The organism is Ochrobactrum soli (assembly GCF_003664555.1).
In the GTDB taxonomy this organism is placed as follows: domain Bacteria; phylum Pseudomonadota; class Alphaproteobacteria; order Rhizobiales; family Rhizobiaceae; genus Brucella; species Brucella teleogrylli.
In genome coordinates this window covers 22510-45583 of the sequence record NZ_RCHH01000005.1, presented here as the reverse complement: position 1 = coordinate 45583, position 23074 = coordinate 22510, and the positions used below count along the sequence as shown (strand labels likewise).

Here is a 23074-nt window from a genome sequence, read left to right as displayed (position 1 = left end):
GCGGCGCGTTTGAGCGTATCAAAACTTGTTTGAGGCAAATTGCTGTCTCAGCCATTTGGCAGCGGGTCCGTGCGGGCGGAGCTTGTTCCAGACCAGTTCAAGCGCCACGGGATGGGCGCCACCGTCGAATTGCAGTTTTGGGATGACAAGTTCATCCGCCAATGGTGAATCCCTCAATATATGTTCCGGGATATAAGCCCAACCGATGCTCTGTTTCAGAATTTGCAGAATGACCCAGTGGCTTTCCACCCACCAGACCTCGGCGGCCACGCGAAGCCTGTGTTTTTCGTCCTCGTCACTGCGTTTGCGAACCATGATCTGCCGGTGCGTCCGCAGGTCTTCCCAATTCACAGGGCTGCTCGCAAGGGGATGGTTTCGACCGCAGACAAGCACAAGCGGCACCCAGCCAATGGTCTTGAACCCGAGTTCGGGCTGTATCTGATCCAGCCGCCACATGACGCCAAGATCAACCTTGCCGTTTTTAAGCAGCCCGGCGATCACGGATGAATGCGGAAACTGCAATTCGAGTTCGACATGGGGATAGTGCTTCGCAAACGCGGCGAAAAGGGCGGCGACCGCCGGTTCGGGATAGAGTTCATCCAGAGCAACCACAAGGCGGGACTCGACATGCTCATCGAAGTTTCGTGCGACTGAAATGAGATGTTCACGCCGATCCAGCATCAGACGCGCTTCGGGCAACAGCCTCGCGCCTGCTTCGGTCAGTGCCGGGCTGCGTGTCGCTCTGCTGAAAAGTTTGACGTTAAGATCGTCTTCCAGAGAGGAGATCAACACACTGACGGCTGACTGCGCTTTGCGCAGATGGCGGGCCGCAGCCGAAAACGATCCGTGTTCAGCGGCGGCAACAAATGCTTCCAGTTGGTCCAGCTCGACATTCATCTATCGCAAATCCAGATAGTATCTAACTTTTAAAATCCATAATAATAGATAGAAAGGGCACACCAATATCAAGGAATAAATAAGTGCGTAGTTTTGCAGATCGTGTTCGCCACGCGGCGATGTTTGAAATTATTGGACTGGCAATCTTCATTCCATGCTCGGCGATTATTTTTGATAAGCCGGTGGATGCGATGGGTGTCATCGGCGTCATATCCGCCACTACCGCGACTATCTGGAATTTTCTTTTCAATCTTGGATTTGATCGGGCTTTGCTGCGACTGAGGGGAACGGTGCATAAAACTATGCCCATCCGCGTTGCACATGCCATCTTGTTCGAAGCGGGTCTGATTGTGCTGCTGATACCGTTTATTGCCTGGTATCTGGGCATTTCGATCATCGTCGCGCTGATGATGGACGTGGTGATCGTGCTTTTCTATCTGGCTTATGCCTTTGTTTTCAATATCGCTTATGACTGGCTTTTTCCGATCTCGCCACAGCTTCCTGAGAAAAGTGCCGCTTAAAACTGTGCGGTGAGGCATTATTCTGCCTCACCGTATTCTGTGACGTCAAACTGGCAAACGGTGACGCACCAAAGTTGTCCAATAAGAGCAACCCCAGGCAATGACATCGTCGTTGAAGTCATATTTGGGGTGATGGAGATTGGCGCTTGGGCCGTTGCCGATATTGATCATCGCGCCCGGAACTTCGTTTAGCATGAACGCGAAGTCTTCGCCGCCAAGTGTGGCCGGCATGTCGCGCGTGACACGATCAGCGCCAGAGACGGCTTCGGCAGCAATGGCTGCAAGTTCGGTTTCGTGCTCGTGATTGACGGTCACGGGATAGTTGCGCTGATAGTCGAGCGTTGCCGTTGCTCCGAAAGCATCGGCAATGCCCTGCACTGCACGGGTCAGTTTTTCCTCGATGTGATTACGCACGTCCTCGCGAAGCGTGCGAACCGTGCCGGTCAAACGGATTTTCTGCGGAATGACGTTGAACGCATCGCCTCCCTGAATAGTCGTGATCGAAATCACGGCAGAATCCAGCGGATCGATGGTGCGCGCAGTCAGGGTCTGGATTGCCTGAATGAGAGCGGCTGTCACCGGGATTGGGTCGATGGTCTGATGCGGCGAGGCCGCATGTCCGCCAACACCTTCAATGGTGATGTCGAGAACGTCGACTGATCCCATGATCGGACCGGAATTGATGGTGAAATGTCCAACCGCAAGGTTTGGGCGGTTGTGCATGCCATAAACTTCGCTGACCGGCCAGCGCTTGAACAGGCCGTCGTCGATCATCGCCTTGGCACCGGCACCGCCTTCTTCGGCAGGCTGGAAGATCACGATAACCGTGCCGTCGAAAGCGCGACTTTGTGCCAGTTCGCGGGCCGCACCGAGAAGCATCGTCGTGTGGCCGTCATGACCGCAGGCGTGCATTTTGCCTGGCACTTTCGAAGACCATTCCGCGCCGGTTTCTTCCAAAATCGGCAGCGCGTCCATATCCGCTCGCAAGGCAATGGCACGGCCAGACTTGTTGCTCTGACCGCGTATGACGCCGACAACACCAGTGCGCCCGATGCCGGTTGCGACCTCATCGACGCCAGCCGCGCGCAGTGCATCGGCAACCTTGTCTGCCGTCCGGTTCACATCGTAAAGCAGCTCGGGGTTTTCGTGCAGGTCACGACGAAATGCGACGAGTTCATCGAGCTGGTTCGACGTCCAGTTTTCAACCGGCATATCAGGCTTCCTTCGTATTTTCTTCGGTGGCGTCGAGGCGATAGCGAAAATCGCAGTGGCTCGCGCCCTTCATGATGGTCTGCGTGCGTTCCAGCTTCATTGCGGGATTATAGCCGATGCAAAAATCGCCATCGCGATTGCAGGAAAGCAGATGCCCGATATGGCCAAGGCCCATCTCGCGGTACATTTCCGAATAACGGCAGCGCGTGACATTGAAATCGAAATGGTTTTCGCCCTGCGAAATCACGTCGATTTCCAGCGCGTTTTCCTTCGTCCACAGCGGCTGGATGTCGGCAAAATCCTGCAAGGTAGGCGTGCGACCCAGTTCTTCGGCAAAGCTTTTGCCCTGTTCAATTGCTGAACGGCTGACGGCTTCGCCCACCACGGCTTGGGCTTCTTCGTCGCCGGAGCGTTCGCGCAGCACATCATAGATGTTCTTGATGACCATCGCCTCAATGCGGCGGCGTTCGAGAATTGGCATTTGATTCATGGACCTGACCTTTCACATGAATAAGCTGATTTAGAGATTGGGTTCGGTGAGATCCTTGCGCCGAAGCCAGGCGAGATAGAAAGGCGCGATTTTCCGCGCGACTTTGTGAAAAGGCAATGGCGCGGGCTCTGAAACGGGTAGCGCAAGCTCCTGCACCGATTCTCCATCGAGCGCACGCGCGAATTCGCGACCAAGTGATGTGCCAAGCGCGACGCCACGTCCGTTGCAGCCGATCCAAGCCCAGCCATTGGTGCCAAGCTGATGAACGCGTGGGAAACGATCCCACGTCATGCCGATAAAGCCGCTCCACACATGGGTGATTTCCGGTTCCCCGAGGGCGGGAAAAGCTTCCGCCATGCCGCGCGCAGTCTTGCGCTTTACGCGCTCGGCGACATCGTAGTCACCCATCACAATGCCGCCGGTGATCAGCCGGTTGCGCGCATCGTAGCGGAAGAAGCGCAGGTCACCGCGTGTATCGGAAACCGCCTGCCGTCCGGGCAGAATTAACGCGCGCAGATTATCGCTGACGGGTGCGGTTGCCATCTGCCATGAGAGTACGGGCACGATTGTCCGGGCCAGACGCGGGGCAAGCCTTTCGCGAAGCTCGCCGGTATAAGCATTGGTCGCGAGCAAAAAGCCTTTAGCGCGCACTGTGGCGTTGTCGGTACGCACTTCCCAATGATCGCCGACTTGCCGATAGGATGTAACCGGGCTTTGCTCGTGAATGATTGCGCCATGGCGCTCCGCAGCAGCGGTAAGACCGCGCGCGAAGGCCAGCGGATTGATATGGCCGCCGGTGGGGTTGAACATGCCGCCGTACCAGAAATCGCTGCCGATCAGTTGCGATGTCGCGGATCGGTCAAGAAACTCCGCCGGAAAGCCGAACCGCTTCCACGCCTCGACACGCATTTGCGAAAGCTTTACCCGACCCGGCGAATGGGCAGGCTGGAACCAGCCTTTTTGTTCGGCTTCAGCCTCGATATTTTCATCGCGCACGATGGAAAACAGAATATCAGCGCTATTGCCGATCAGGCGGGCAAAGCGTTCGCCCGCAGCGCCATAGCGCTTGGCAATCGCATCCGGCTCGGCGGACGTCATGGTCGGGATGACCTGACCATTGTTGCGACCCGAAGCACCCCAGCCGACCGCATTGCCTTCCAGCAGGATGACGCGCTTACCACGCTTTGCCAGATGAAGTGCTGCCGACAGGCCCGTAAAACCGCCGCCGACAATAACAACATCGGCTTCCGCGTCACTGGTCAACGGCTTTGCAGCTGTGCGGGGAGGTGCCGTGGCGGCCCAGATGGAGGGTGGGAATTCTACTTTTTGCATGACGTCACGCATTCTCAAAACGAGGTGGCGTCCAGTTCTTGCCGGGGATCGAGGCAAGCAGGCGCTGGGTATATTCGTGGCGCGGATTGGCGAAGACTTCAGCCGTCGGGCCGGTTTCGGCGATCTCGCCCTTGGACATCACGATGATGCGGTCGCAAAGCTGCGCTGCGACGCGCAAATCATGCGTTACGAAAAGCAGCGACAGGTTCAGCCTTTCACGCAGATCGGCCAGAAGCCGCAGAACCTGCGCCTGTACCGAAACATCGAGCGCAGAGACAGGTTCATCTGCGACGATGATGCGCGGCTCCAAAGCGAGCGCACGGGCAATGCCGATGCGCTGGCGCTGCCCGCCTGAAAACTCGTGCGGAAAACGGTCGGCAGCAGCGGGCGAAAGCTCGACCAGTTCCAGCAACTCACGGGCCTTTGCGTGCGCCTCTGCCTTCGGTACACCATGGACGATAGGGCCTTGTGCGATGAGGTCCACGACACGGCGGCGCGGATTGAGGGAGGCCATCGGGTCCTGAAAGACCATCTGGATATCCTTCCGCATGGCGCGCACTTCACGCGGGCTTGCGCTCAGAAAATCCTTGCCGTTCACATCGACCGTGCCGCTGTCTGCTTCCAGCAGGCGCGTGACGATGCGCGAAACGGTCGTCTTGCCCGACCCGCTTTCGCCGACGACGCCCAGCGTTTCGCCTTGGCGCAATTCGAACGAAAGGTCCTTTACGGCGGGCACGGCACTGCGTTTGCCGGTTAGCAATCCGCCACGCGCCTTGAAGGTTTTGCGTAAAGCGCTTGCCTTGAGAATAATCGGTTGGGCTTCAACTGACGGCTTCGGTTCGGGCGGGGTGAGTGCGGGAACCGATGCGATCAGCGCTTTCGTGTAAGCATGCTGGGGATGGTTCAACACTTCGTTTGCAGGGCCTTGTTCGACCAGTTCGCCGAGCCGTAACACGGCGACGCGGTCGGCGATTTCTGCCACCACGCCAAAATCATGCGTGATGAAGAGAATGCCCGTGTCATGCTCGCGTTGCAGATCACGGATCAGCTTCAGAATTTGCGCCTGCGTGGTCACGTCGAGCGCAGTAGTCGGTTCGTCGGCAATGATGAGGCGCGGCTTCAGGATCAGCGCCATGGCGATCATGACGCGCTGGCGCTGCCCGCCGGATATCTGGTGCGGATAGGCGTTATAGGCGGATTCCGGATCGGGAATTTTCACCTCTGCCAGCATGTCCAGCACGGCGGCACGGCGTTCCTTGCGGCCAAGTATGGTATGGAGGCGCAGCACTTCATCGATCTGCCAGCCAACTGTCTTCTGCGGGTTGAGCGCTGTCATCGGCTCCTGAAAGACCATGCCGATGCGGTCGCCGCGCAGCTTTTTCATGTCAGCTTCGCTGAGCGAATAAAGGTCAGTGCCTTCAAGCTTGATCGTGCCATGCGTCACGCGCACATGCGGTTCCGGCAAAAGGCGCATGATCGCGCCTGCCGAAAGCGATTTGCCTGAACCGCTTTCGCCAACAAGGCAGACGATTTCACCGGGATTGATGGTCAGTGTGAGGTCCTGCAAGGCAAAAGGACGGTCGGCGCCCTTCGGCAGCGCGATTTGCAGGTTGCTGATTTCGAGAACGGGTGCAGCGGTCATTATTTCTTCTGCCTCGGATTAAGCGCATCGTTCAGGCCTTCGCCAAGCAGACTGAAGGAAAGAACGGTGAGCAGAATGGCGATGCCGGGAATGACCGAGCAGAACCAGTCGGTGCGGAGCACGGCGCGGCCCTGGCCGATCATGTTGCCCCAGCTGGCATAATTAGGATCACCGAGACCGAGGAAGGCGAGCGCGCTTTCCATCAGGATGGAGGTGGCCATAACGACAGATGCGAACACGATCACCGGCGGCAAAGCGTTTGGCAGTATTTCGCGGAAGATGATCGACATATTGCCGACACCCAGATTGCGCGCCGCGTCGATGAATTCGCGCTGGCGCAACGCCAGAAATTCGGCGCGCACCATGCGTGCAGGCGCGGTCCATGAGACGATGCCTATGCAGATGATGATATTCTCGATGGACGAGCCGAAGATTGCCACCAGCGCCAGAAGCAGCACGAAGCTCGGCACGGTTTGAAAGGCTTCGGTGATGCGCATCAGCACATCATCCACCCAGCCGCCATAATAACCTGCAAGCGCACCGATAACGATGCCGATGACAATCGAGATCAAGGTTGCGACGACGCCGATCAGCAACGAGATGCGTGCACCGTGGAAAATGCCAGCCATAATGTCACGCCCGAGCTGATCGGTGCCAAGCGGCGTTATCGCATTGAGGAATGGCCAGACAAGCGGATCGCCCGCACGGCGCAGCGGGTCGCCGGGCGCAATGACATCGGCCAACAGGGCAATCAGAACCACGGCGATGAAAAGAACAAGGCCCAGCACGGCAGCGCGGTTGCGGCTGAAGCGCTGCCACAGAACTTTCGTGCGGGAGACCTGTGGGCGGGTGAGGGAAAGGTCCTGGGATGTCATGACAGTTCGATCCTGGAATCAAGCCGCGCATAGATGAGATCGGTAATGAAATTGACGATCACCACCAACACCGAGCACAGGAAGATTATACCCATCAGCGTGTTGAGGTCGCGCTTGATCACGGAAGTATAGGCGAGCTGGCCAAGGCCGGGCAGCGAGAAGATCGTTTCGATCACAACCGAGCCGCCAAGCACGGTGGAAAACTGAAGGCCGAGCAGCGTTACGACCGGCAGGAAAGCGTTGCGCATGATATGATGGAACATCAGCCTTGCGCCGCTGGCGCCCTTGGCGCGGGCGGTGCGGACATAATCGAGGTCGGCGACTTCCAGCACGCTCGTGCGCATCAGGCGCATGTAGAAGGCAAGATAGATCAGCGAAAGCGCCGTCGTCGGCATGACGAGGTGTACGGCAATATCCCAGACATTCTTCCAGCCAGTGTAAAAACCGCCAAGCGTCTTGTAACCGCCGACGGGCAGCCAGCCCAGCTTGACGGAAAAGATAAACATCAGGATGAGGCTGAGAAAGAAGCTCGGCATGGCGTAGAAGACAAGACCGAGCGTCGAGATGACATTGTCGGTCAGCGAATAAGCCTTGCGCGCAGCAAAGGCACCAAGCGTGATGCCGAAAATGAACGCTACGGAAAGCGAAGAAATCATCAGCAGGAGCGTCGGCACGAGCCGCGCCATCAGCACGTCCAACACGGGCAGTTCATAGACATAGGACCAGCCGAAATCGAACCGAGCCAGCTTGGTCATGTAAATCCACAGCTGCACCCAGACTGGTTGGTCCAGACCGTATTCCGTGCGCAGATTGGCGACGAATTGAGGGTCTGCACCGCCCATGTCACCGACAAGCGCGTCAACCGTGTCGCCAGGCGCAAGCTTGATGAGCAGAAACGCCCCGATCATGATGAGAAGGATGACGGGAACCGCCTGCAAGATGCGGCGCAGCGCAAAGGTCAGGATTGGGGGCAGGGACATTGCGGATTATCCTGCAAGATATTCATAGTCAGCATTCTAAAACTGGTGAACCGCTGCCGGGTGACCGGCAGCGGTTGGCATTGCTTATTGGTCGATCCAGAGATCGTACCAGCTTGAAGAATCCCACCGTGGCGTGTTGTGGTGGTTTTTGAGAACCTTGTTGGTCACGCCGACGAACGGATGTTCGATGGCGAAGATGACTGGCAGGTCTTTCATCTCAAGCTGCTGGATCTGGTGATAGAGATCGGCGCGCTTGGCCGGGTCGAGCTCGCTTGCGGCCTTGTCGATCAGGCTGTCCATTTCGTCAGACTTATAGTCGAACTGGTTGGACCATGCCGTGCCGACCGGAGCGCCGGAGCGCAGCCAGACGGTGGTGGAAACAGCCGGATCGGAACGGAACTGGTGCCAGCCGCTTGCCGTGTCGAAATCGTGATCGCGATAGACGCCGTTCAGGAAGCCCGGTGCGTCATTGGTCAGGATTTCAACGTCGATGCCGACTTCCTTCATGGCTTGCGCATAATATTCAGCCCAGAGCTGAGTATATTCGCCCCATGGTGCCGGACGGTGACGCAGCTTGAAGCGGACGCCGTTTTCTTTGACGGGATACCCAGCCTCGTCGAGCAGCTTCTTGGCCTTTTCCACGTCATATGGATAGGTCTGGACCTGATCGGTATAATTTGCACCGCCAGCGCTCGGGATCGGACCGCGACCCGGCTTGGCGTAGCCGCGCATGATCGTCTTGATTGCAAAGTCGATGTCGAGCGCGTGATAGATCGCCTGACGAACCTTCAGATTGGCAAGGATCGGGTTGCGCAGATTGAACTCGATGGTCGAGTGGGCAACGTTGTTTTCGAAACCCTTGGTGCCTGTGTCGAAGCGGCCATCCTTCTGGAGGCGCTCGGTGTCCGACATGGAAATGCCGTTGAAAGCGGTTTCCATCATTTCGCCAGCCTCAAGCGCTGCCGCTGCCGCTGCCTTGTCCGGCATGAAGCGCCAGATAATGCGGTCGAGGTAAGGATATTCCTTGCCGCGCCAGTAATCATCATTGCGCTCGGCGATGATGTGCTGGCCGCGCTCATATTCGACAAACTTGAACGGACCCGTGCCGACCGGCGCGGAATTGTACTTGTTCTTCAGAATGTCGGTGCCTTCATAAAGATGCTTCGGCACCGGATGACCGAGATCCGGCATCGCGGCGACCAGCAATTCCAGCGGCATCGGCTTGGAATAACGGAACACGGCGGTATGCGGATCGGTGCAGTCGACAGCTTCGAGATTGGCCTGAAGCGTGGTCGAATAGTTAAGCAGCTTCTTCCAGAGGTTCATCGCGCTGAACGAAACGTCATCGCAGGTGAATGGCTGGCCGTCGTGCCAGCGCACATTTTCGCGCAGCTTGAAGGTGATGGCCTTGCCGTCTTCCGATGAAGACCAGCTCGTTGCCAGAACCGGCACGTAGCCCTCGTAAGTGCGGTCGATCAGCGGCTCCATGATGCGACCGGTGATCTGGTAAACGCCGGTCGAGGCGCGCAGCGCAGGGTTGAGGACGCCCTGCTCGGTATTCATATGGACAATGACCGTACCGCCGCGCTTCACTTCTTCAGCGTTGGACGACGCCGTAGCAAGTGAAAAGGCTGCGAGAAACAGGCCAAGGCCAGCTTTTCTGATATGCATTCTATGTTCCCCTGAAGGACGTTGAGGAGGGCTTTCCGGCCTCTTTTCCCGCACGTCCCGATATTGTTCAAGCCCCTGAAACTGCTCTTTAAAGCAGCGTTCAATGGCCTTTTCCTTATGCAAGCACCGTTATGCTAGAATCCGCTATGATTTTGTCAAGATAAACTAATTTGTGCGATAAAATTAGTATAATTTCTCGATAACCATGCGTTAATAAATGTCGATTTTCTATCTTGGAGTTTGTTGATGAGCCAGATTTCTCCCGAACAGAGTGAAAATGCGGGCAAAACCAAACCCGGAGCGGTCTGGGTCACCGGCGCCGGTTCGGGCATCGGCGCTGCAATGGCACGCCGTTTCGCAAGCGAGGGTTGGCCGGTGGCCCTGACAGGCCGGAAGGCGGAAGGGCTGGCCATCATCGCGGATGAAATTACTTCTGCAGGCGGCGAGGCCCGGATATTCCCGGCTGATGTGCTCGACCGCAAGGCGATGACAGATGTCGCTGAAGCGATCGTCGAATGGACCGGGCGTCTCGATGTTGTCTGCAACAATGCTGGGCTTAACATTCCGCGCCGCAGCTGGTCGGATATCGATTTCGATGCATGGGATGATGTCATCGACATCAATATCAAGGGCGCGATCAACGTGATTGCAGCCGCGCTTGCACCAATGCGGGCGCAGGGTGGCGGCCTGATGATCCATACATCTTCCTGGGCGGGGCGTTTTTCGTCGCCCGCTGGCGGCGTACCATATGGCGCCTCCAAACACGCGCTCAACGATCTCAGTGCGAGCCTGAACGCGCAAGAGGGACAAAACGGTATTCGTTCCACGGTGCTTTGTCCCGGTGAGGTGGCGACGCCGCTTTTGGCGCGCCGTCCGGGTTTTGATCTCGCACGCATGGATGACGTCATTCAGCCGGAGGATATGGCCGAAACCGCGCTCTATGTCGCCAGAATGAATCCGAAGGTCACAATTCATGAGATTGTGCTGGCGCCGACAAAGAAATAAGCCTCCATCCACTAACATCTGATTTTATCAAAAAAGGAAACTCCACATGTCTCACCCGGTAAAAGGCGTCGACCACGTTTTTCTGCTGGTTAATGATCTGGAGAAAAGTGCCGAGCAATACCGTCGCTTCGGATTCACGCTGAGCCCCCGCGGACTGCACAGCAAGGAAAAAGGCACCGGCAATTACACGATCATGTTTCCGGAAGATTACTTCGAGCTTCTAGGCATTGTTGCTGAAACCCCGGGCAATCAGCACCAGCGCCAGAAACTTGCGGCGCAAGGTGAAGGACTGCATGCCATCGCCTGCCGGATCGACAATGCACGCGAGGCAAAGGCGGAGCTAGCAACACTCGATATAGCGACGGGCGAAGTTGGCGCATTCCAGCGCCCGGTGCAGCTGCCGGGCGGCGGCGAGGGCGTCGCAGCGTTTGAAACAGTCTCTTTTGCCGACAGCGAAGTTCCGCAGGGCATGGTTTTCATGTGTCAGCACAAGACCCGCGAAACGGTCTGGCTGCCGGAGCTGATCGAACATGAAAATGGTGCTATCGGTCTCTCGACTATCGTCATCATCGCTGCCGATCCTGAAACAACTGCGAAAGGTTTTGCCCGTCTGTTCAAGGCCGGGGAAGCGGTTGAGCACGATGGCGGATGGAAAGTTCTGACCGGGCCGAACTCGGCCGATCTACTGGTTCTGGATCGCGAGAAAGCGTCGTCGCTTTACCCGAATGTCGATTTGGACAAAACGCCTGCCAGTGCTTTTGCAACCTTGCGCATTCGCGTGAGATCACTGGATAAAGCGCGTGCCGCACTGACCGCACATGGCGTGTCCTTTGCGTCAACGGCGGCAGGCGTGGCCGTTTTGCCCGAGAACGCCAGCGGCACAATTCTGGAGTTTTCAGAACAGTAGGCGTTGTGCCCCGTAAAGGACTCAAGGCGCGGTTGCCATAAACCGCGCCTCCAAGGCATGGATCGAAACGATCCAGTCGTACACTTGAAATGATTGCACTGGTAACTTTCAGTTGGCTATTTTTTACGCAAATGCTCGAAAACATTGCATTTTTGTATGTCGGATCTTTTTCTGTAGCGTCATTTCAGGCGCTTGGTGTCTGAAAAGAAGGTTGCCCCTGCTTTTCGCGCACAATTAATGCTTAATACTTATTCAAATTGATCAAAAATTATTCTAGAGAGTGATCATTATGAGATTACATACCGACTCTGGAGATGAAATTTTGGTCAACGTCCATGAAAAGCTCGAGCCCATTCTCGAAGATGTCCTCCATCGCAACGCGGGTGAAATTGAATTCCACCAGGCCGTGCGAGAGGTGTTGGAAAGTGTTGGGCGCGTCATTGCGAAACGACCATATTATGCCGACAATGCCCTGATCGAACGCATTTGCGAGCCGGAACGGCAGATTATTTTCCGCGTGCCGTGGGTTGATGATCAGGGTCGCGTACAGATCAATCGCGGTTTCCGCGTGCAGTTCAATTCGGCTCTTGGACCTTACAAGGGCGGGATTCGCTTCCATCCTTCGGTCAATGTCGGCATCATCAAGTTCCTCGGCTTCGAACAGACGTTTAAAAATGCGCTGACCGGCATGCCGATTGGTGGCGGCAAGGGCGGCTCGGATTTCAACCCGCGTGGCCGTTCCGACGCTGAAATCATGCGCTTCTGCCAGTCCTTCATGACCGAACTTCATCGTCATATCGGCGAATATGTGGACGTTCCAGCGGGTGACATCGGCGTTGGTGGGCGCGAGATCGGCTATATGTTCGGTCAGTACAAGCGACTGACCAATCGCTATGAAGCCGGCGTATTGACCGGCAAGGCGCTGTTCTACGGCGGTTCCAGGGCGCGCAAGGAAGCAACCGGTTATGGTGCGACCTATTTCGTGCAGCGCATGCTTCAGGCCCGCAAACAGGATTTCGATGGCAAGCGCGTTGTCGTTTCCGGTTCGGGCAATGTTGCCATCTACACAATGGAAAAGGTGATCGAGTTTGGCGGCAAAGTGGTCGCCTGCTCCGATTCCAATGGTTATATCGTTGACGAGAACGGTATCGATCTTGATCTCGTCAAGGAAATCAAGGAAGTGCGTCGCGAACGTATTTCCGAATATGCACGCCAGAAGGGCCAGTCCGTCCATTACATTGAGGGCGGCTCGATCTGGGATGTTCCCTGCGATGTGGCCATGCCGTCGGCAACTCAGAACGAGTTGACCGGCAAGGATGCCAAGACGCTTGTGAAGAATGGCGTTATCGCTGTCGGTGAAGGCGCTAACATGCCCTCCACGCCTGAAGCGGTGAAGATTTTCCAGGATGCGAAAGTTCTCTTCGCGCCCGGCAAGGCTGCCAATGCGGGCGGTGTGGCGACTTCGGCGCTTGAAATGCAGCAGAACGCATCGCGCGATAGCTGGACCTTCGAGCAGACGGAAGCGCGTCTGGCTGAAATCATGCGCAATATCCACGATCTTTGTGCGGAAACCGCCGAGGAATATGGCACGCCGGGCGATTATGTCCTCGGTGCCAATGTCGCCGGTTTTGTGCGGGTGGCAGAAGCCATGGATGCTCTGGGCATTATCTGATTGAACAGGAGGGCGGGACCGTAGGGCTCCGCCTTCAACTTTTCTACGCGGCTCATTATAGAATGACATTTGCTTCGGTATGAGCTTGCGCTACCATTATTTCCCATCAGAGTTGTTGCTACCATTAGCCAGCTTCCATTTTTGGAAGATGGATTGCCGCGATTCTCGGCAGTTTCGGCGAACCGTCGACGGGTTCGTCATTTTGATCAAATTGCTCCCACAAATTTTGCAAAATCCACGGCTTGAACGGTTGATCCATCAATGGAACTCTGCTCAATAGTTCTATGAAAGCGGTGACTTAGGGAGGGGATCGCTGAATGTCTGTAATGCCCGAATTGCGTGCTGATACCATAATTTATAACGGCACGATCTGGTGTGGATACGAAGAGGGCACAGTCGAAGCCCTGGCAATCTGGCAAGGCAAGGTGCTTGCCACCGGCACTAAAGATCAGGTCTGGGGCCTCAAGGGCGACAAGACGCAGTTGATCGATCTGGAAGGGCGTTTCGCCACACCGGGACTAAACGATTCTCATCTTCATCTGATATCGGTCGGGCTGACGCTCAAATGGATTGATGCAACGGCTGATGCCGCGCCTACGCTGGAAAGTCTTCTGAATGCAATCCGCGAAACGGCGGCTTCTGTTCCTCCGGGCACCTGGATCAAGGCGCGCGGCTACGACCAGACCAAGCTGGATATTGGTCGTCATCCGCATAAATCGGAACTTGATGCGGTTGCGCCAGACCATCCCGTGATGCTCGTGCGCGCCTGCGGTCACGTTTCGATCTTCAACTCGAAGGCCTTCGAACTTGCAGGGATCGATGAAAACTCTCCGGTTCCCGACGGCGGCTTGATCGAGCAGCGGAACGGCGTGCTGACCGGCATGGTTGCCGAAAATGCGCAAGGCGCGGTTCGCAAGGCCATCCCGACCGCGACGACAGAGGAAATGATCGAAGCTATCGAAGCAGCAGGCAATCTGCTGCTTTCTTACGGCATTACCAGCGTCATGGATGCAGCGGTCGGGCAGGTTGCAGGTTTCGACGAAATTCGCGCCTATAATATTGCCAAGCTGCAAAAGCGTTTGCCGGTGCGAACGTGGCTGGTACTGCTGGGCGATCCGGGCCCGTCAATCGTTGAAAAATGCTATGAGGCCGGGCTGGTCTCCGGTGTCGGTGATGACATGCTGACCGTTGGCGCCGTCAAGATATTCCTCGACGGTTCTGCGGGCGGTCGCACGGCTTGGATGAGCAAACCATATCTGGGTGACGACAACAATATTGGCGTGCAGATTTTGCCCGATGCGGAGCTTGAGGCACTTGTGCTTGATGCGCACAAGAAGGGATATCAGCTTGCGTGCCACGCGATTGGTGATGCTGCCATCGGGCAGCTCATCACCGCTTATGAGAAAGCTTTCACTGCCTATCCAGACCCGAACCGCCGTCATCGCATTGAGCATTGCGGATTTTCAACGCCGGAACAGCATGCGCGCATGCAGAAGGCGGGCATTTATCCATGTCCGCAGCAAGTCTTCATCTATGATTTCGGGGATGCCTATATTTCGGTTTTGGGCGAGGAGAGGGCTCTTTCAAGCTATCCGCTCAAGACGTGGAAAGACCTTGGTTTCAAACCGGCAACGGGAAGCGATGCGCCGGTCTGTCATCCAAATCCCTATCCCAACATCTATTCGATGCTGACGCGCGAAACGGGCAGGGGCACGGTGATGGATGCGCGACAGTGTGTGACCATTGAAGAGGCTCTTCAGGTCTATACGGAATATGGCGCGTTTTCGCAGAAGTTAGAAACCGTAAAAGGCAAACTGGTCCCGGGACAGGTGGCTGATATTGCAGTCTTTTCGCGCAATATGCTCACCGCGAAGCCGAAGGAAATTCTCAACGATACGCATTGCGTGCTCACCCTTCGCGAAGGTGAAGTGGTGTTCGAACGTTCGTAGGGAGAACAGGCAGCGAAGCCTCGGTTGCGCTGCCTGAATACGTTCATTCATCCGATCTACAAAAATCAAAAGGGGAAGATCATGAGGAAATTTGCGTTGCTTGCGGCGGTGTCCGTCGCATTGTTGGCCGGAACTGCGGCCTTTGCTGCCGATACGCCGCGCTCGGGAGGCGTCGTCAACTTCGTTGCGCCTTATGGCGACAGTTTTTCGACACTGGATATTCAGGCATCGCCTGCAACACAGGACGAATTCTACGCCAAGGCCATTCATCGCACGCTCTATGACTGGGATGCGGATCTGAACAAGCCGGTTCTGGCGCTGGCGACAGATGTAGGTGTTTCGGACGACAAGCTCGTCTATACTTATAAGCTGCGTCAGGATGCATTTTTCCATGACGGCAAGCCATTGACGGCAGACGATATTATCTGGAGCTACACCCGGATAATGGACCCGAAGAAGGCCATGCCTCCAGCGCGCTATATAGCGGAAATCAAGGGCGCTGAGGATTATGGACAGGGCAAGGCCAAGGAAATTTCGGGTCTGAAGAAGATCGACGATCACACGCTGGAAATCACGTTGAAGCAGCCGATTGATCCGGGCTTCCAGTTCATGCGCAACAATACCGCAATCTATCCTGTGGGACAGGGCGACAGCGAAGAGTTTCAGCGCCATCCGATCGGTCTTGGACCTTACAAGTTTGCCGAATATGTGCCCGGCTCGCGTCTGACGGTCGAGAAGTGGGACAAATATTACGATAACGGCAAGCCCTACGCCGACAAGATCAATATCATGATCATGGGCGATGCGGCAGCGCGCGATGTTGCCTTCCGTAACAAGGAAATCGATGTGGCCGTGCTCGGGCCGGCACAATACAGCACCTATCGCGCGGATCCGGAACTTGGCAAAAACATGCTCGAAGTTGCTGAAGCCTATACGCGCGCGGTCGGTTTCAATCCCGATTTTAAGCCGTTTCAGGATAAGCGTGTTCGCCAAGCCATCAATTACGCCATCGACAGTGATCTGATCATCAAGCGTCTCGTCAAGGATAAGGCTTACCGTGCGGTTGGCTGGCTCCCGAACTCGTCGCCTGCTTTCGACAAGGATGCCAAGCCCTACCCCTATGATCCTGAGAAGGCAAAGGCTCTGCTCGCAGAGGCCGGTTATCCGGATGGTTTCGAATTTGAATTGACGGCCACGCAGAATGAAAGCTGGGGCTTGACCATTGTTCAGGCCATCATCCCGATGCTCGCAAAGGTTGGGATCAAGGTGAAAGCAAAGCCTGTCGAAGCATCGGTTCTTGCCGATGTGGTTCCAGCCGGTAATTTCCAGGCCTATATGTGGTCGCTGGAAAGCGGCCCGGACGCGCTCACGGCGATGCAGTGCTTCTATTCCACGACACCGCAATCGGCCTGTAACTATCAGAAGTTCTCCAACGCGGAATTCGACAAGATTGTCGATGCCGCGAAAGCCGTCAAAACCGAAGAAGAGAAGAATGAGCTTCTGAAGAAAGCCAACAATCTGTTGCAGGAAGAAGCGCCGGTCTGGTTCTTCAACTATAACAAGGCTGTCATGGCGCATCAGCCATGGCTGCATGGCTTGCAGCCAAATGCGGCCGAGATTGCAATTCAGTCCTACGAAAAGCTTTGGGTCGACGACACGGTTCCGTCCGGTCGTTAATCCGAGCTTCCATGGACCGGCCCGCTCGTTTTCGGGCGGGCCACAAATCCCCTTTGCTCCAGCGTTTCATCGCTGATCTGAAAGGAGGACTGCGTGCTCTATTTTATTGTCCGCCGCGTCTTGCAGATGATACCGACAGTTCTGGCTGTATCGTTGCTGGTCTTCGTCATATTCAGCGTTGTTCCGGGCAGTATCGCTTCCGGCCTCGTCGCCAGTGGCAAAGGCATGAGCGACCCGAAACTGGTCGAAAAAATCACGCAGGAATTCGGTCTCGACAAACCCGTTCACGTGCGTTTTGGCAATTATCTCGTGCAATTGGCGCAGTTCGATCTCGGTACGTCCTATCGCTCGCGGCAGCCCGTTGTTTCGCTTATTCAGGAGCGTATGTGGCCGACATTGAAGCTCGCTTTTGCGGCCATGGGACTTGCGATTTTGATTGGTGTGCCGCTGGGCTTTCTGGCCGCGCTCAAGCCCGGAAGCATACTCGATAGCACGACCATGATCGGCGCGGTGTCGGGCCTTTCCATGCCGCAATTCTGGCTTGGTTTGCTGGCGATGTATCTGTTTGCGCTGACACTCGGCTGGTTACCAAGCTTCGGTTACGGCGATGGAGGCATACGCAATATCATCCTGCCTGCTCTGACTTTGGGCGTTGCGCCCTTGGCGTTGCTGGCGAGAACCACCCGTGCAGCCGTGCTGGAAGTGATGGGGGCCGATTTTATCCGCACGGCGCGTTCAAAGGGCATGAACAGTTTCAGGCTGGTGAAATGGCACGTCATGCGCAATGCGCTGGTGCTGATCATCACGACCATCGGTCTGCAATTCGGATCGATGATGGGGCAGGCCGTGGTGGTGGAAAAGCTTTTCTCCTGGCCGGGGCTTGGTTCATTATTGATCGACAGTGTTTCGCTGCGCGATATCCCGGTGGTGCAGGGTGCAATTCTCGTGATCGTTTTATGGTTCCTCGTCATCAATACGATCGTTGACATTCTCTACGCGGTCATCGACCCGCGTATCAGCCACGAGTGACGCCCATGAAGCTCCGTTTCAATCTCATATTCGGCGGGCTGGTATGCATCATCATTTTGATGGCGGCAGTCTTCGCACCGCTGCTGGCGCATTATAATCCGGTTCTTGATGCCGACCTGATGAATGCCGAACTGCCGCCCGACGCCCAGTTCTGGTTCGGGACCGACGCACAGGGGCGAGACGTCTATTCGCGTATTCTCTATGGCGCGCAAGTGTCTCTGACGGTTGGTATCGTCTCACAGTGCATCAACACGGTGATCGGCCTTAGCTTTGGCATATCCGCTGGCTATTTCGGCGGCTGGTGGGATGATTTTGTCAACGGGTTGACCAATCTGATGCTTGCAATCCCGTCACTGATCTTTGCGCTCGCCATCATGGCGGTTCTCGGTCCGGGCCTGCCAAGTCTCTTGCTGGCGCTTGGGCTGACAAACTGGTCATGGACGTGCCGCATTGCCCGCAGTTCCACGCTTTCCCTCAAGAAGCAGGGCTATGTGCAGGCTGCAAAGATGCTCGGCTACAGCGATATTCGCATCATGATCACACAGATCGTGCCGAATATGATCGGACCGATCCTCGTTATCGGCACGCTTGGCATGGGCGACGCCATCCTTGCAGAGGCGGCACTTTCCTATCTCGGGCTCGGTATCAGCCCGCCAGATCCAAGCTGGGGAAATATGTTGACCGACGCCCGCGAACTGATCGTCAGCGCGCCATGGGCGGCAATCTTTCCGGGTCTGGCGATTTTCTTCACCGTGCTCGGCCTCAATCTGTTTGGCGATGGGCTGCGCGACTGGCTCGACCCGCATATGAGGACACGCAAGGTATGAGCGAAGAAACACTTCTGGAGGTGGAAAACCTTCGCATTGATATCGTTTCCGGTTCTTCCCGACACAATGTGGTGGAAGACGTGTCTTTCACCATTGGCGCGGGTGAAACCTTTGGTCTCGTGGGGGAATCCGGTTGCGGCAAAAGTATCACGGCTTTGTCGATGATCGGCTTGCTGCGCAAACCTTTGGCGATTACTGGTGGTGCGATACGCTTTAAAGGGCAGAATCTGGCTGCCCTGTCGTCCCGCGAGATGCGCAAGCTGCGGGGCAATCGCATCGCCATGATTTTCCAGGAGCCGATGACGGCACTCAACCCCCTATCGCCGGTAGGGCGGCAGATCGCGGAAATGTTTGTGCTGCATCAGGGCGCGACATGGCATGAGGCTGAACGCAGGGCCGTCGAAGCGCTTGCAAGTGTTCAGGTTCCGGCACCCGATCAACGGGTCAAAAACTATCCCCATCAGATGTCGGGCGGCATGCGCCAGCGCGTGATGATTGCGATTGCGCTGGCCTGTGATCCCGATCTTTTGATCGCCGACGAACCGACCACAGCACTCGACGTGACGGTACAGGCAGAAATTCTGCGTCTGATGCAGGACCTTTGCACCGCCAGAGGAACCTCTGTGCTGATGATCAGCCACGATCTCGGCGTCATTGCCAAAATGTGCCGTCGTGTCGGCGTCATGTATGCCGGGCATCTGGTCGAGGAGCGCATAACGGCGGGGCTGTTCCGACATCCGTCGCACCCCTATGCGCACGGACTTCTGGCATCGCTGCCACAACTCGGTTCGCGCCAGAAGGAAGGTCAACGGCGACTTCAGGAAATCGAAGGCGTCGTGCCATCTATTTCCGCCTTTCCAAAAGGCTGCCGGTTCGAACCGCGCTGCACACGCGCAACCGAAATATGCCGTGCGGAAAAGCCCGGCTGGACTCCGCTTCAGGATATGGGTGTGGTGAGGTGTTTTCATCATGAATGACATGCGTTCAACCCAGACGACCAATGCGCTCGTTACTATTGACGATCTATGCGTCTATTTTCCCGTCAGCGGTGGACTATTCAGCCGTTCCAGGCAGTTGCTGCGCGCTGTCAACAATCTCAGCCTGACGCTCAATAAGGGCGAGTGCCTGTCGATCGTTGGCGAATCCGGTTGTGGGAAATCCACCCTCGCGCTTTCAATTGTCGGATTGCAAAAGCCGACGAGCGGCGAGATTTATTTTGAAGGCCGTCCGATCACTGGCAAGAACGAGCCATCGCGGCTTGAGCGCTCGCAAATGGCGCAAATGGTGTTTCAGGACCCATTCGCTTCGCTCAATCCGCGCCAGACCGTTTATACATCACTCGCTGCGCCTTTGCGGCTGCATGGGGTGGCATCGCGCAGCGAAGTTGACGGGCGGGTTGAAGATATTTTGCGTCTGGTCGGTCTCAAACCTGAGCATGCGAAACGTTTCCCGCATGAGTTTTCCGGCGGTCAGCGTCAGCGCATCGGCATTGCGCGGGCGCTGTTGCTCAATCCGAAGGTGATTGTCCTTGATGAGCCTGTTTCGGCACTCGATGTTTCCATTCGCGCGCAAATCATCAATCTGTTGCTGGAATTGAAGGAAAGGCTTGGTCTGTCCTATATCATGATCAGCCACGATCTCAGCGTCGTGGAGCATATGAGCGACCGCGTGGCGGTGATGTATTTCGGGCAAATCGTCGAAAGTGGGCCATGGGACCGGATTTTTTCGAACCCGACCCACCCTTACACAAGGCGATTGATCTCGGCTATTCCTGATCCGATGACCGAACTTTCCGGTGGGCGTCTGCTCGACGATGGCGCAGCGCCGCCGGCGCCAGAAGGCTATGCCTTCTATCCGCAGGGTTTTGGCGGGCATGATGTGCACCAGATACCACCGCCCACGCAATTCATCGACATTGGTGGTGGTCAACGCATCCGCGTTATTGAGAGAGCGTGAGAAGCAGCGCAGATTGATATAACGCCGATATTGAAATGCCGTCGCAGAACGCACCAGCATTTCTGTTGGAACGTCATCCGCTTCGCTTGTGACGGCGAAGCGGATGACCAGAATTAACATTACTTCGGCGGAGCCACCGCGACATAGACGACGCTGTGTCCGTTATACTTTGGCTCGAACCAGTTTCCGTTGCAGTCCTTATAACTTATGCCGTTGACTACAACGTTGGTACAATCTGGCGGAACATTGGCAATGACCGAATCGATGGCGGCGATAATTTGCCCCGTCGTATCTGGTTCATTTCGGACGGGATGAACAGGAAGAAAGGTCAGGAGGCCATTCTCAATTTGATCTCGGCGGAGATTGTAACGGACAAGTCTGCGAAATGCGGACAGCCTCGCATCGATCTGACGAACCTCAAATTGCCCATCCCCGCCTTGAAAGATAACAAACATGCGTTCGAAAAGCGGTTCGGCAAGGTAAGCGCCAAGCAATTTGCGCGTTATTCGAACGAACATTAAGTTTCAGGTGCGACAGGCGAGCAGTCGCTCGTCTACCAGCTGGATGGAGAACGGATTATTGGAGTGGCGTTCTCCCAGGCCGCAGCGAACTAGCATATCTCGTGTCCAATCAAGCATAGGTAAGAAACTCGGGCATATGGAATTTCGCTTCGCGTTAGCCATGTTCATTGCAATACGGAGTGTCATGGGTCTCGCGATTGGTATTTTCGTCTTATCGGCTCCATCATTTGCACAGTCTGCGAGTGACGACATCAATGAATTGGCGCGGAAAGTCTCCAACCCCGCTGACGTTGCCCCCAAGTTTTATCCAGTTTTGAGTTCGCTCCAGCGGTATTGTGAGGTGCACCCCGAATTTGGACCACGGAGAACTGGAATTTTCCGGGTTTTTGCACTGAGCCCCAAGATTGGACCGCCGGGAATTAGAATTTTCCGGCTCTTATGCCAATGGCGGGCTGATGACGCCATCGGGATTATGCAAGGCAATCGGCACGTTATATCCGATTGCCGAGTGAGGACGATCCTCATTATAGTGTCGACGCCAATTCTCCAACTTTTCGCGCGCATCTTCAAGCGTTAAGAACCAGTGTGCGTTCAGGCACTCGGCGCGAAGCTTACTGTTGAAGGCTTCGATGAACCCGTTATCCGTCGGCTTTCCGGGTCGGGAGAAGTCCAGTGTGACCTTGTTGGCATAGGCCCACAGATCGAGGTCACGCGAAACAAACTCACTTCCATTATCAACCCTTATTGTCTTCGGATAACCAGCACGACGACACACTTTCTCAAGTGTCTGAACGACATCCTCACCACGATAACTGAAGCGCGGATCGGTTGCCGGCGAGTAGCGTGAATGCGTATCGACAATAGTCAGAATCCGGAGTTTCTTTCCTGTTGCCAGCTGATCATGCACAAAGTCCATCGCCCAAACATCATTCGGCCCGATCGCTTGTTGACGATCCTCACGCAGCTTGGCCTTGACACGACGTTTCGGATGTTTATTCCTGAGCTGAAGTCCTAACTCATTGTATATTCGACGTGTTTTCTTCATGTTGATGGTCCAGCCTTCGCGACGAAGCAGGACGTGTACGCGACGGTAACCGTATCGCACACGGGTCTCACAAATCTCTTTGATCCGCTTCTCAACAGCGGCCTGCACGGTGCGGCGGGACTTGTAATTGATAGTCGATCTTTCGAAGCTTAGTGCTGCACAAGCCCGTCGGATCGATATTCCCCAATCAACAAGCATTCCCGCCACCAGATCACGTTTCCGCGCAGGCCTTAAAGTTTTCGGCGGATCACATCCTGCAACATCTCCCGATCAAGCGTGAGGTCTGCAACAATCCTCTTCAGCCGCGTATTTTCCTCTTCCAAGGCGCGCAGCCGCCGTATCTCATCAGGCAGCAGACCTGCATACTTTTTCTTCCAGTTGAAATAAGTTGCCTGGCTGATCCCGCTCTTGCGACAGATTTCCGCGACCGGAACGCCGTCATCTCCCTGCTTGAGAATAAACACCTTCTGAGCGTCCGAAAACTTCGATGCTTTCATGCCTTCCACTCCTTCTTCCAGCTAGGAAAATAGCGCGGAAAACTCTCATTATAAACGGTCCAGTTTTAAGGGAGCAGAGCACCGCTTCCTTCATGGTCAGTGTGCCAGTTCATTCTGATATTGTTTTTGGTCGTGGAAGCGGAAAGGTGCGGGGCTTCTCTCTCGATATCGAACCAGTCATTCCTATGCGGTTCAATGATCGCTGGAACGTTATTTCCCACACCGATATTCCGTTAGTCTATTGTAACCCGTTTGGCGAGGTAGGCAGCACTTTCGGGATCGGTGACAATAACGCACGTTCTCTTTGACCCCATCCGCCCATGGCCCATTCATAGGGGCGATAGGGCCGCTGTTCTCGTTCCCAACGGC

20 protein-coding genes are annotated in these 23074 nt (G+C 55.7%); 10 read left to right on the top strand and 10 right to left on the bottom strand.

All coding sequences use genetic code 11. The features are described from left to right. Positions 1 to 18: 18 nt before the first annotated feature. Complete coding sequence (locus D8666_RS11625; RefSeq protein ID WP_121538057.1) at positions 19 to 897, bottom strand: LysR family transcriptional regulator; 879 nt, start codon at positions 895 to 897, stop codon at positions 19 to 21. A gap of 83 nt (positions 898 to 980) precedes the next feature. Between D8666_RS11625 and D8666_RS11620 the strand changes: the two genes are divergently transcribed. Further along, positions 981 to 1418 (top strand): PACE efflux transporter, encoded by a 438-nt coding sequence (locus tag D8666_RS11620; protein ID WP_121538055.1) that lies wholly within the window; start codon positions 981 to 983, stop codon positions 1416 to 1418. 45 nt (positions 1419 to 1463) lie between these two features. Here the strand turns inward: D8666_RS11620 and D8666_RS11615 are convergent, their stop codons facing one another. The 7 genes from D8666_RS11615 to D8666_RS11585 all read right to left on the bottom strand — a co-directional run bounded on the left by D8666_RS11615 (position 1464) and on the right by D8666_RS11585 (position 9620). After that, on the bottom strand, positions 1464 to 2630 hold the full coding sequence (locus D8666_RS11615) for a M20 aminoacylase family protein (RefSeq protein ID WP_121538053.1): 1167 nt from the start codon (positions 2628 to 2630) through the stop codon (positions 1464 to 1466). 1 nt (position 2631) lies between these two features. Continuing rightward, the gene (locus D8666_RS11610) at positions 2632 to 3120 is read right to left on the bottom strand and encodes an L-2-amino-thiazoline-4-carboxylic acid hydrolase (protein ID WP_121538051.1); all 489 of its coding nucleotides are present in this window, start codon (positions 3118 to 3120) and stop codon (positions 2632 to 2634) included. 30 nt (positions 3121 to 3150) lie between these two features. After that, positions 3151 to 4452, bottom strand: a complete 1302-nt coding sequence (locus D8666_RS11605) for an NAD(P)/FAD-dependent oxidoreductase (RefSeq protein WP_121538081.1) — start codon at positions 4450 to 4452, stop codon at positions 3151 to 3153. A 4-nt stretch (positions 4453 to 4456) separates the two neighbouring features. Continuing rightward, entirely contained in the window at positions 4457 to 6094 is a 1638-nt protein-coding gene (locus D8666_RS11600; protein WP_121538049.1) for an ABC transporter ATP-binding protein, read from the bottom strand. After that, positions 6094 to 6969 carry an ABC transporter permease gene (locus tag D8666_RS11595; protein WP_121538047.1) on the bottom strand — a complete coding sequence of 292 codons (876 nt, stop codon included), beginning with the start codon at positions 6967 to 6969 and terminating at the stop codon, positions 6094 to 6096. The genes D8666_RS11600 and D8666_RS11595 overlap by 1 nt, the downstream gene beginning before the upstream one ends. Beyond that, positions 6966 to 7949, bottom strand: a complete 984-nt coding sequence (locus D8666_RS11590; RefSeq protein ID WP_109365939.1) for an ABC transporter permease — start codon at positions 7947 to 7949, stop codon at positions 6966 to 6968. The genes D8666_RS11595 and D8666_RS11590 overlap by 4 nt, the downstream gene beginning before the upstream one ends. Before the next feature lie 84 nt (positions 7950 to 8033). Further along, positions 8034 to 9620 (bottom strand): ABC transporter substrate-binding protein, encoded by a 1587-nt coding sequence (locus D8666_RS11585; RefSeq protein ID WP_109365940.1) that lies wholly within the window; start codon positions 9618 to 9620, stop codon positions 8034 to 8036. Positions 9621 to 9866: 246 nt separating this feature from the next. Here D8666_RS11585 and D8666_RS11580 point away from each other — a divergent pair, with 246 nt between their 5' ends. The 9 genes from D8666_RS11580 to D8666_RS11540 all read left to right on the top strand — a co-directional run bounded on the left by D8666_RS11580 (position 9867) and on the right by D8666_RS11540 (position 20642). Continuing rightward, positions 9867 to 10625, top strand: a complete 759-nt coding sequence (locus tag D8666_RS11580) for an SDR family oxidoreductase (RefSeq protein ID WP_121538046.1) — start codon at positions 9867 to 9869, stop codon at positions 10623 to 10625. A 46-nt stretch (positions 10626 to 10671) separates the two neighbouring features. Beyond that, entirely contained in the window at positions 10672 to 11532 is an 861-nt protein-coding gene (locus D8666_RS11575) for a VOC family protein (RefSeq protein WP_121538044.1), read from the top strand. Between the two features lie 322 nt (positions 11533 to 11854). Continuing rightward, positions 11855 to 13204 carry an NADP-specific glutamate dehydrogenase gene (gene gdhA, locus D8666_RS11570; protein WP_167836069.1) on the top strand — a complete coding sequence of 450 codons (1350 nt, stop codon included), beginning with the start codon at positions 11855 to 11857 and terminating at the stop codon, positions 13202 to 13204. Positions 13205 to 13530: 326 nt separating this feature from the next. After that, positions 13531 to 15153 carry an amidohydrolase gene (locus D8666_RS11565; RefSeq protein WP_371830814.1) on the top strand — a complete coding sequence of 541 codons (1623 nt, stop codon included), beginning with the start codon at positions 13531 to 13533 and terminating at the stop codon, positions 15151 to 15153. An 81-nt stretch (positions 15154 to 15234) separates the two neighbouring features. Next, positions 15235 to 16830 carry an ABC transporter substrate-binding protein gene (locus D8666_RS11560; RefSeq protein WP_121538079.1) on the top strand — a complete coding sequence of 532 codons (1596 nt, stop codon included), beginning with the start codon at positions 15235 to 15237 and terminating at the stop codon, positions 16828 to 16830. A 93-nt stretch (positions 16831 to 16923) separates the two neighbouring features. Continuing rightward, entirely contained in the window at positions 16924 to 17859 is a 936-nt protein-coding gene (locus D8666_RS11555) for an ABC transporter permease (RefSeq protein ID WP_121538038.1), read from the top strand. Positions 17860 to 17864: 5 nt separating this feature from the next. Continuing rightward, positions 17865 to 18686 carry an ABC transporter permease gene (locus D8666_RS11550; protein WP_109365946.1) on the top strand — a complete coding sequence of 274 codons (822 nt, stop codon included), beginning with the start codon at positions 17865 to 17867 and terminating at the stop codon, positions 18684 to 18686. Next, positions 18683 to 19663 carry an ABC transporter ATP-binding protein gene (locus D8666_RS11545; RefSeq protein WP_121538036.1) on the top strand — a complete coding sequence of 327 codons (981 nt, stop codon included), beginning with the start codon at positions 18683 to 18685 and terminating at the stop codon, positions 19661 to 19663. Before D8666_RS11550 ends, D8666_RS11545 begins: the two co-directional genes overlap by 4 nt. Continuing rightward, positions 19656 to 20642, top strand: coding sequence for an ABC transporter ATP-binding protein (locus D8666_RS11540; protein ID WP_121538034.1), 987 nt, complete (start codon positions 19656 to 19658; stop codon positions 20640 to 20642). Before D8666_RS11545 ends, D8666_RS11540 begins: the two co-directional genes overlap by 8 nt. Positions 20643 to 20761: 119 nt before the next feature. Here the strand turns inward: D8666_RS11540 and D8666_RS11535 are convergent, their stop codons facing one another. Next, positions 20762 to 21160: a hypothetical protein gene (locus D8666_RS11535; protein WP_121538032.1), complete on the bottom strand. Its 399-nt coding sequence runs from the start codon at positions 21158 to 21160 to the stop codon at positions 20762 to 20764. Positions 21161 to 21599: 439 nt separating this feature from the next. Then, positions 21600 to 22705, bottom strand: a protein-coding gene (locus tag D8666_RS11530; RefSeq protein WP_109988023.1) for an IS3 family transposase whose coding sequence is annotated in 2 segments (ribosomal slippage) — positions 21600 to 22444 and positions 22444 to 22705 — 1107 coding nt in all. Because the reading frame shifts where the segments join, the coding sequence is not laid out codon by codon here. Positions 22706 to 23074 lie beyond the last annotated feature (369 nt).

Coding starts and splice junctions, on each gene's coding strand:
- D8666_RS11560 (WP_121538079.1), top strand. CDS start 15,235: ATGAGGAAATTTGCGTTGCTTGCGGCGGTGTCCGTCGCATTGTTGGCC.
- D8666_RS11535 (WP_121538032.1), bottom strand. CDS start 21,160: ATGTTCGTTCGAATAACGCGCAAATTGCTTGGCGCTTACCTTGCCGAA.
- D8666_RS11605 (WP_121538081.1), bottom strand. CDS start 4,452: ATGCAAAAAGTAGAATTCCCACCCTCCATCTGGGCCGCCACGGCACCT.
- D8666_RS11540 (WP_121538034.1), top strand. CDS start 19,656: ATGAATGACATGCGTTCAACCCAGACGACCAATGCGCTCGTTACTATT.
- D8666_RS11545 (WP_121538036.1), top strand. CDS start 18,683: ATGAGCGAAGAAACACTTCTGGAGGTGGAAAACCTTCGCATTGATATC.
- D8666_RS11615 (WP_121538053.1), bottom strand. CDS start 2,630: ATGCCGGTTGAAAACTGGACGTCGAACCAGCTCGATGAACTCGTCGCA.
- D8666_RS11590 (WP_109365939.1), bottom strand. CDS start 7,949: ATGTCCCTGCCCCCAATCCTGACCTTTGCGCTGCGCCGCATCTTGCAG.
- D8666_RS11575 (WP_121538044.1), top strand. CDS start 10,672: ATGTCTCACCCGGTAAAAGGCGTCGACCACGTTTTTCTGCTGGTTAAT.
- D8666_RS11565 (WP_371830814.1), top strand. CDS start 13,531: ATGCCCGAATTGCGTGCTGATACCATAATTTATAACGGCACGATCTGG.
- D8666_RS11550 (WP_109365946.1), top strand. CDS start 17,865: ATGAAGCTCCGTTTCAATCTCATATTCGGCGGGCTGGTATGCATCATC.
- D8666_RS11600 (WP_121538049.1), bottom strand. CDS start 6,094: ATGACCGCTGCACCCGTTCTCGAAATCAGCAACCTGCAAATCGCGCTG.
- D8666_RS11585 (WP_109365940.1), bottom strand. CDS start 9,620: ATGCATATCAGAAAAGCTGGCCTTGGCCTGTTTCTCGCAGCCTTTTCA.
- D8666_RS11580 (WP_121538046.1), top strand. CDS start 9,867: ATGAGCCAGATTTCTCCCGAACAGAGTGAAAATGCGGGCAAAACCAAA.
- D8666_RS11610 (WP_121538051.1), bottom strand. CDS start 3,120: ATGAATCAAATGCCAATTCTCGAACGCCGCCGCATTGAGGCGATGGTC.
- D8666_RS11595 (WP_121538047.1), bottom strand. CDS start 6,969: ATGACATCCCAGGACCTTTCCCTCACCCGCCCACAGGTCTCCCGCACG.
- D8666_RS11625 (WP_121538057.1), bottom strand. CDS start 897: ATGAATGTCGAGCTGGACCAACTGGAAGCATTTGTTGCCGCCGCTGAA.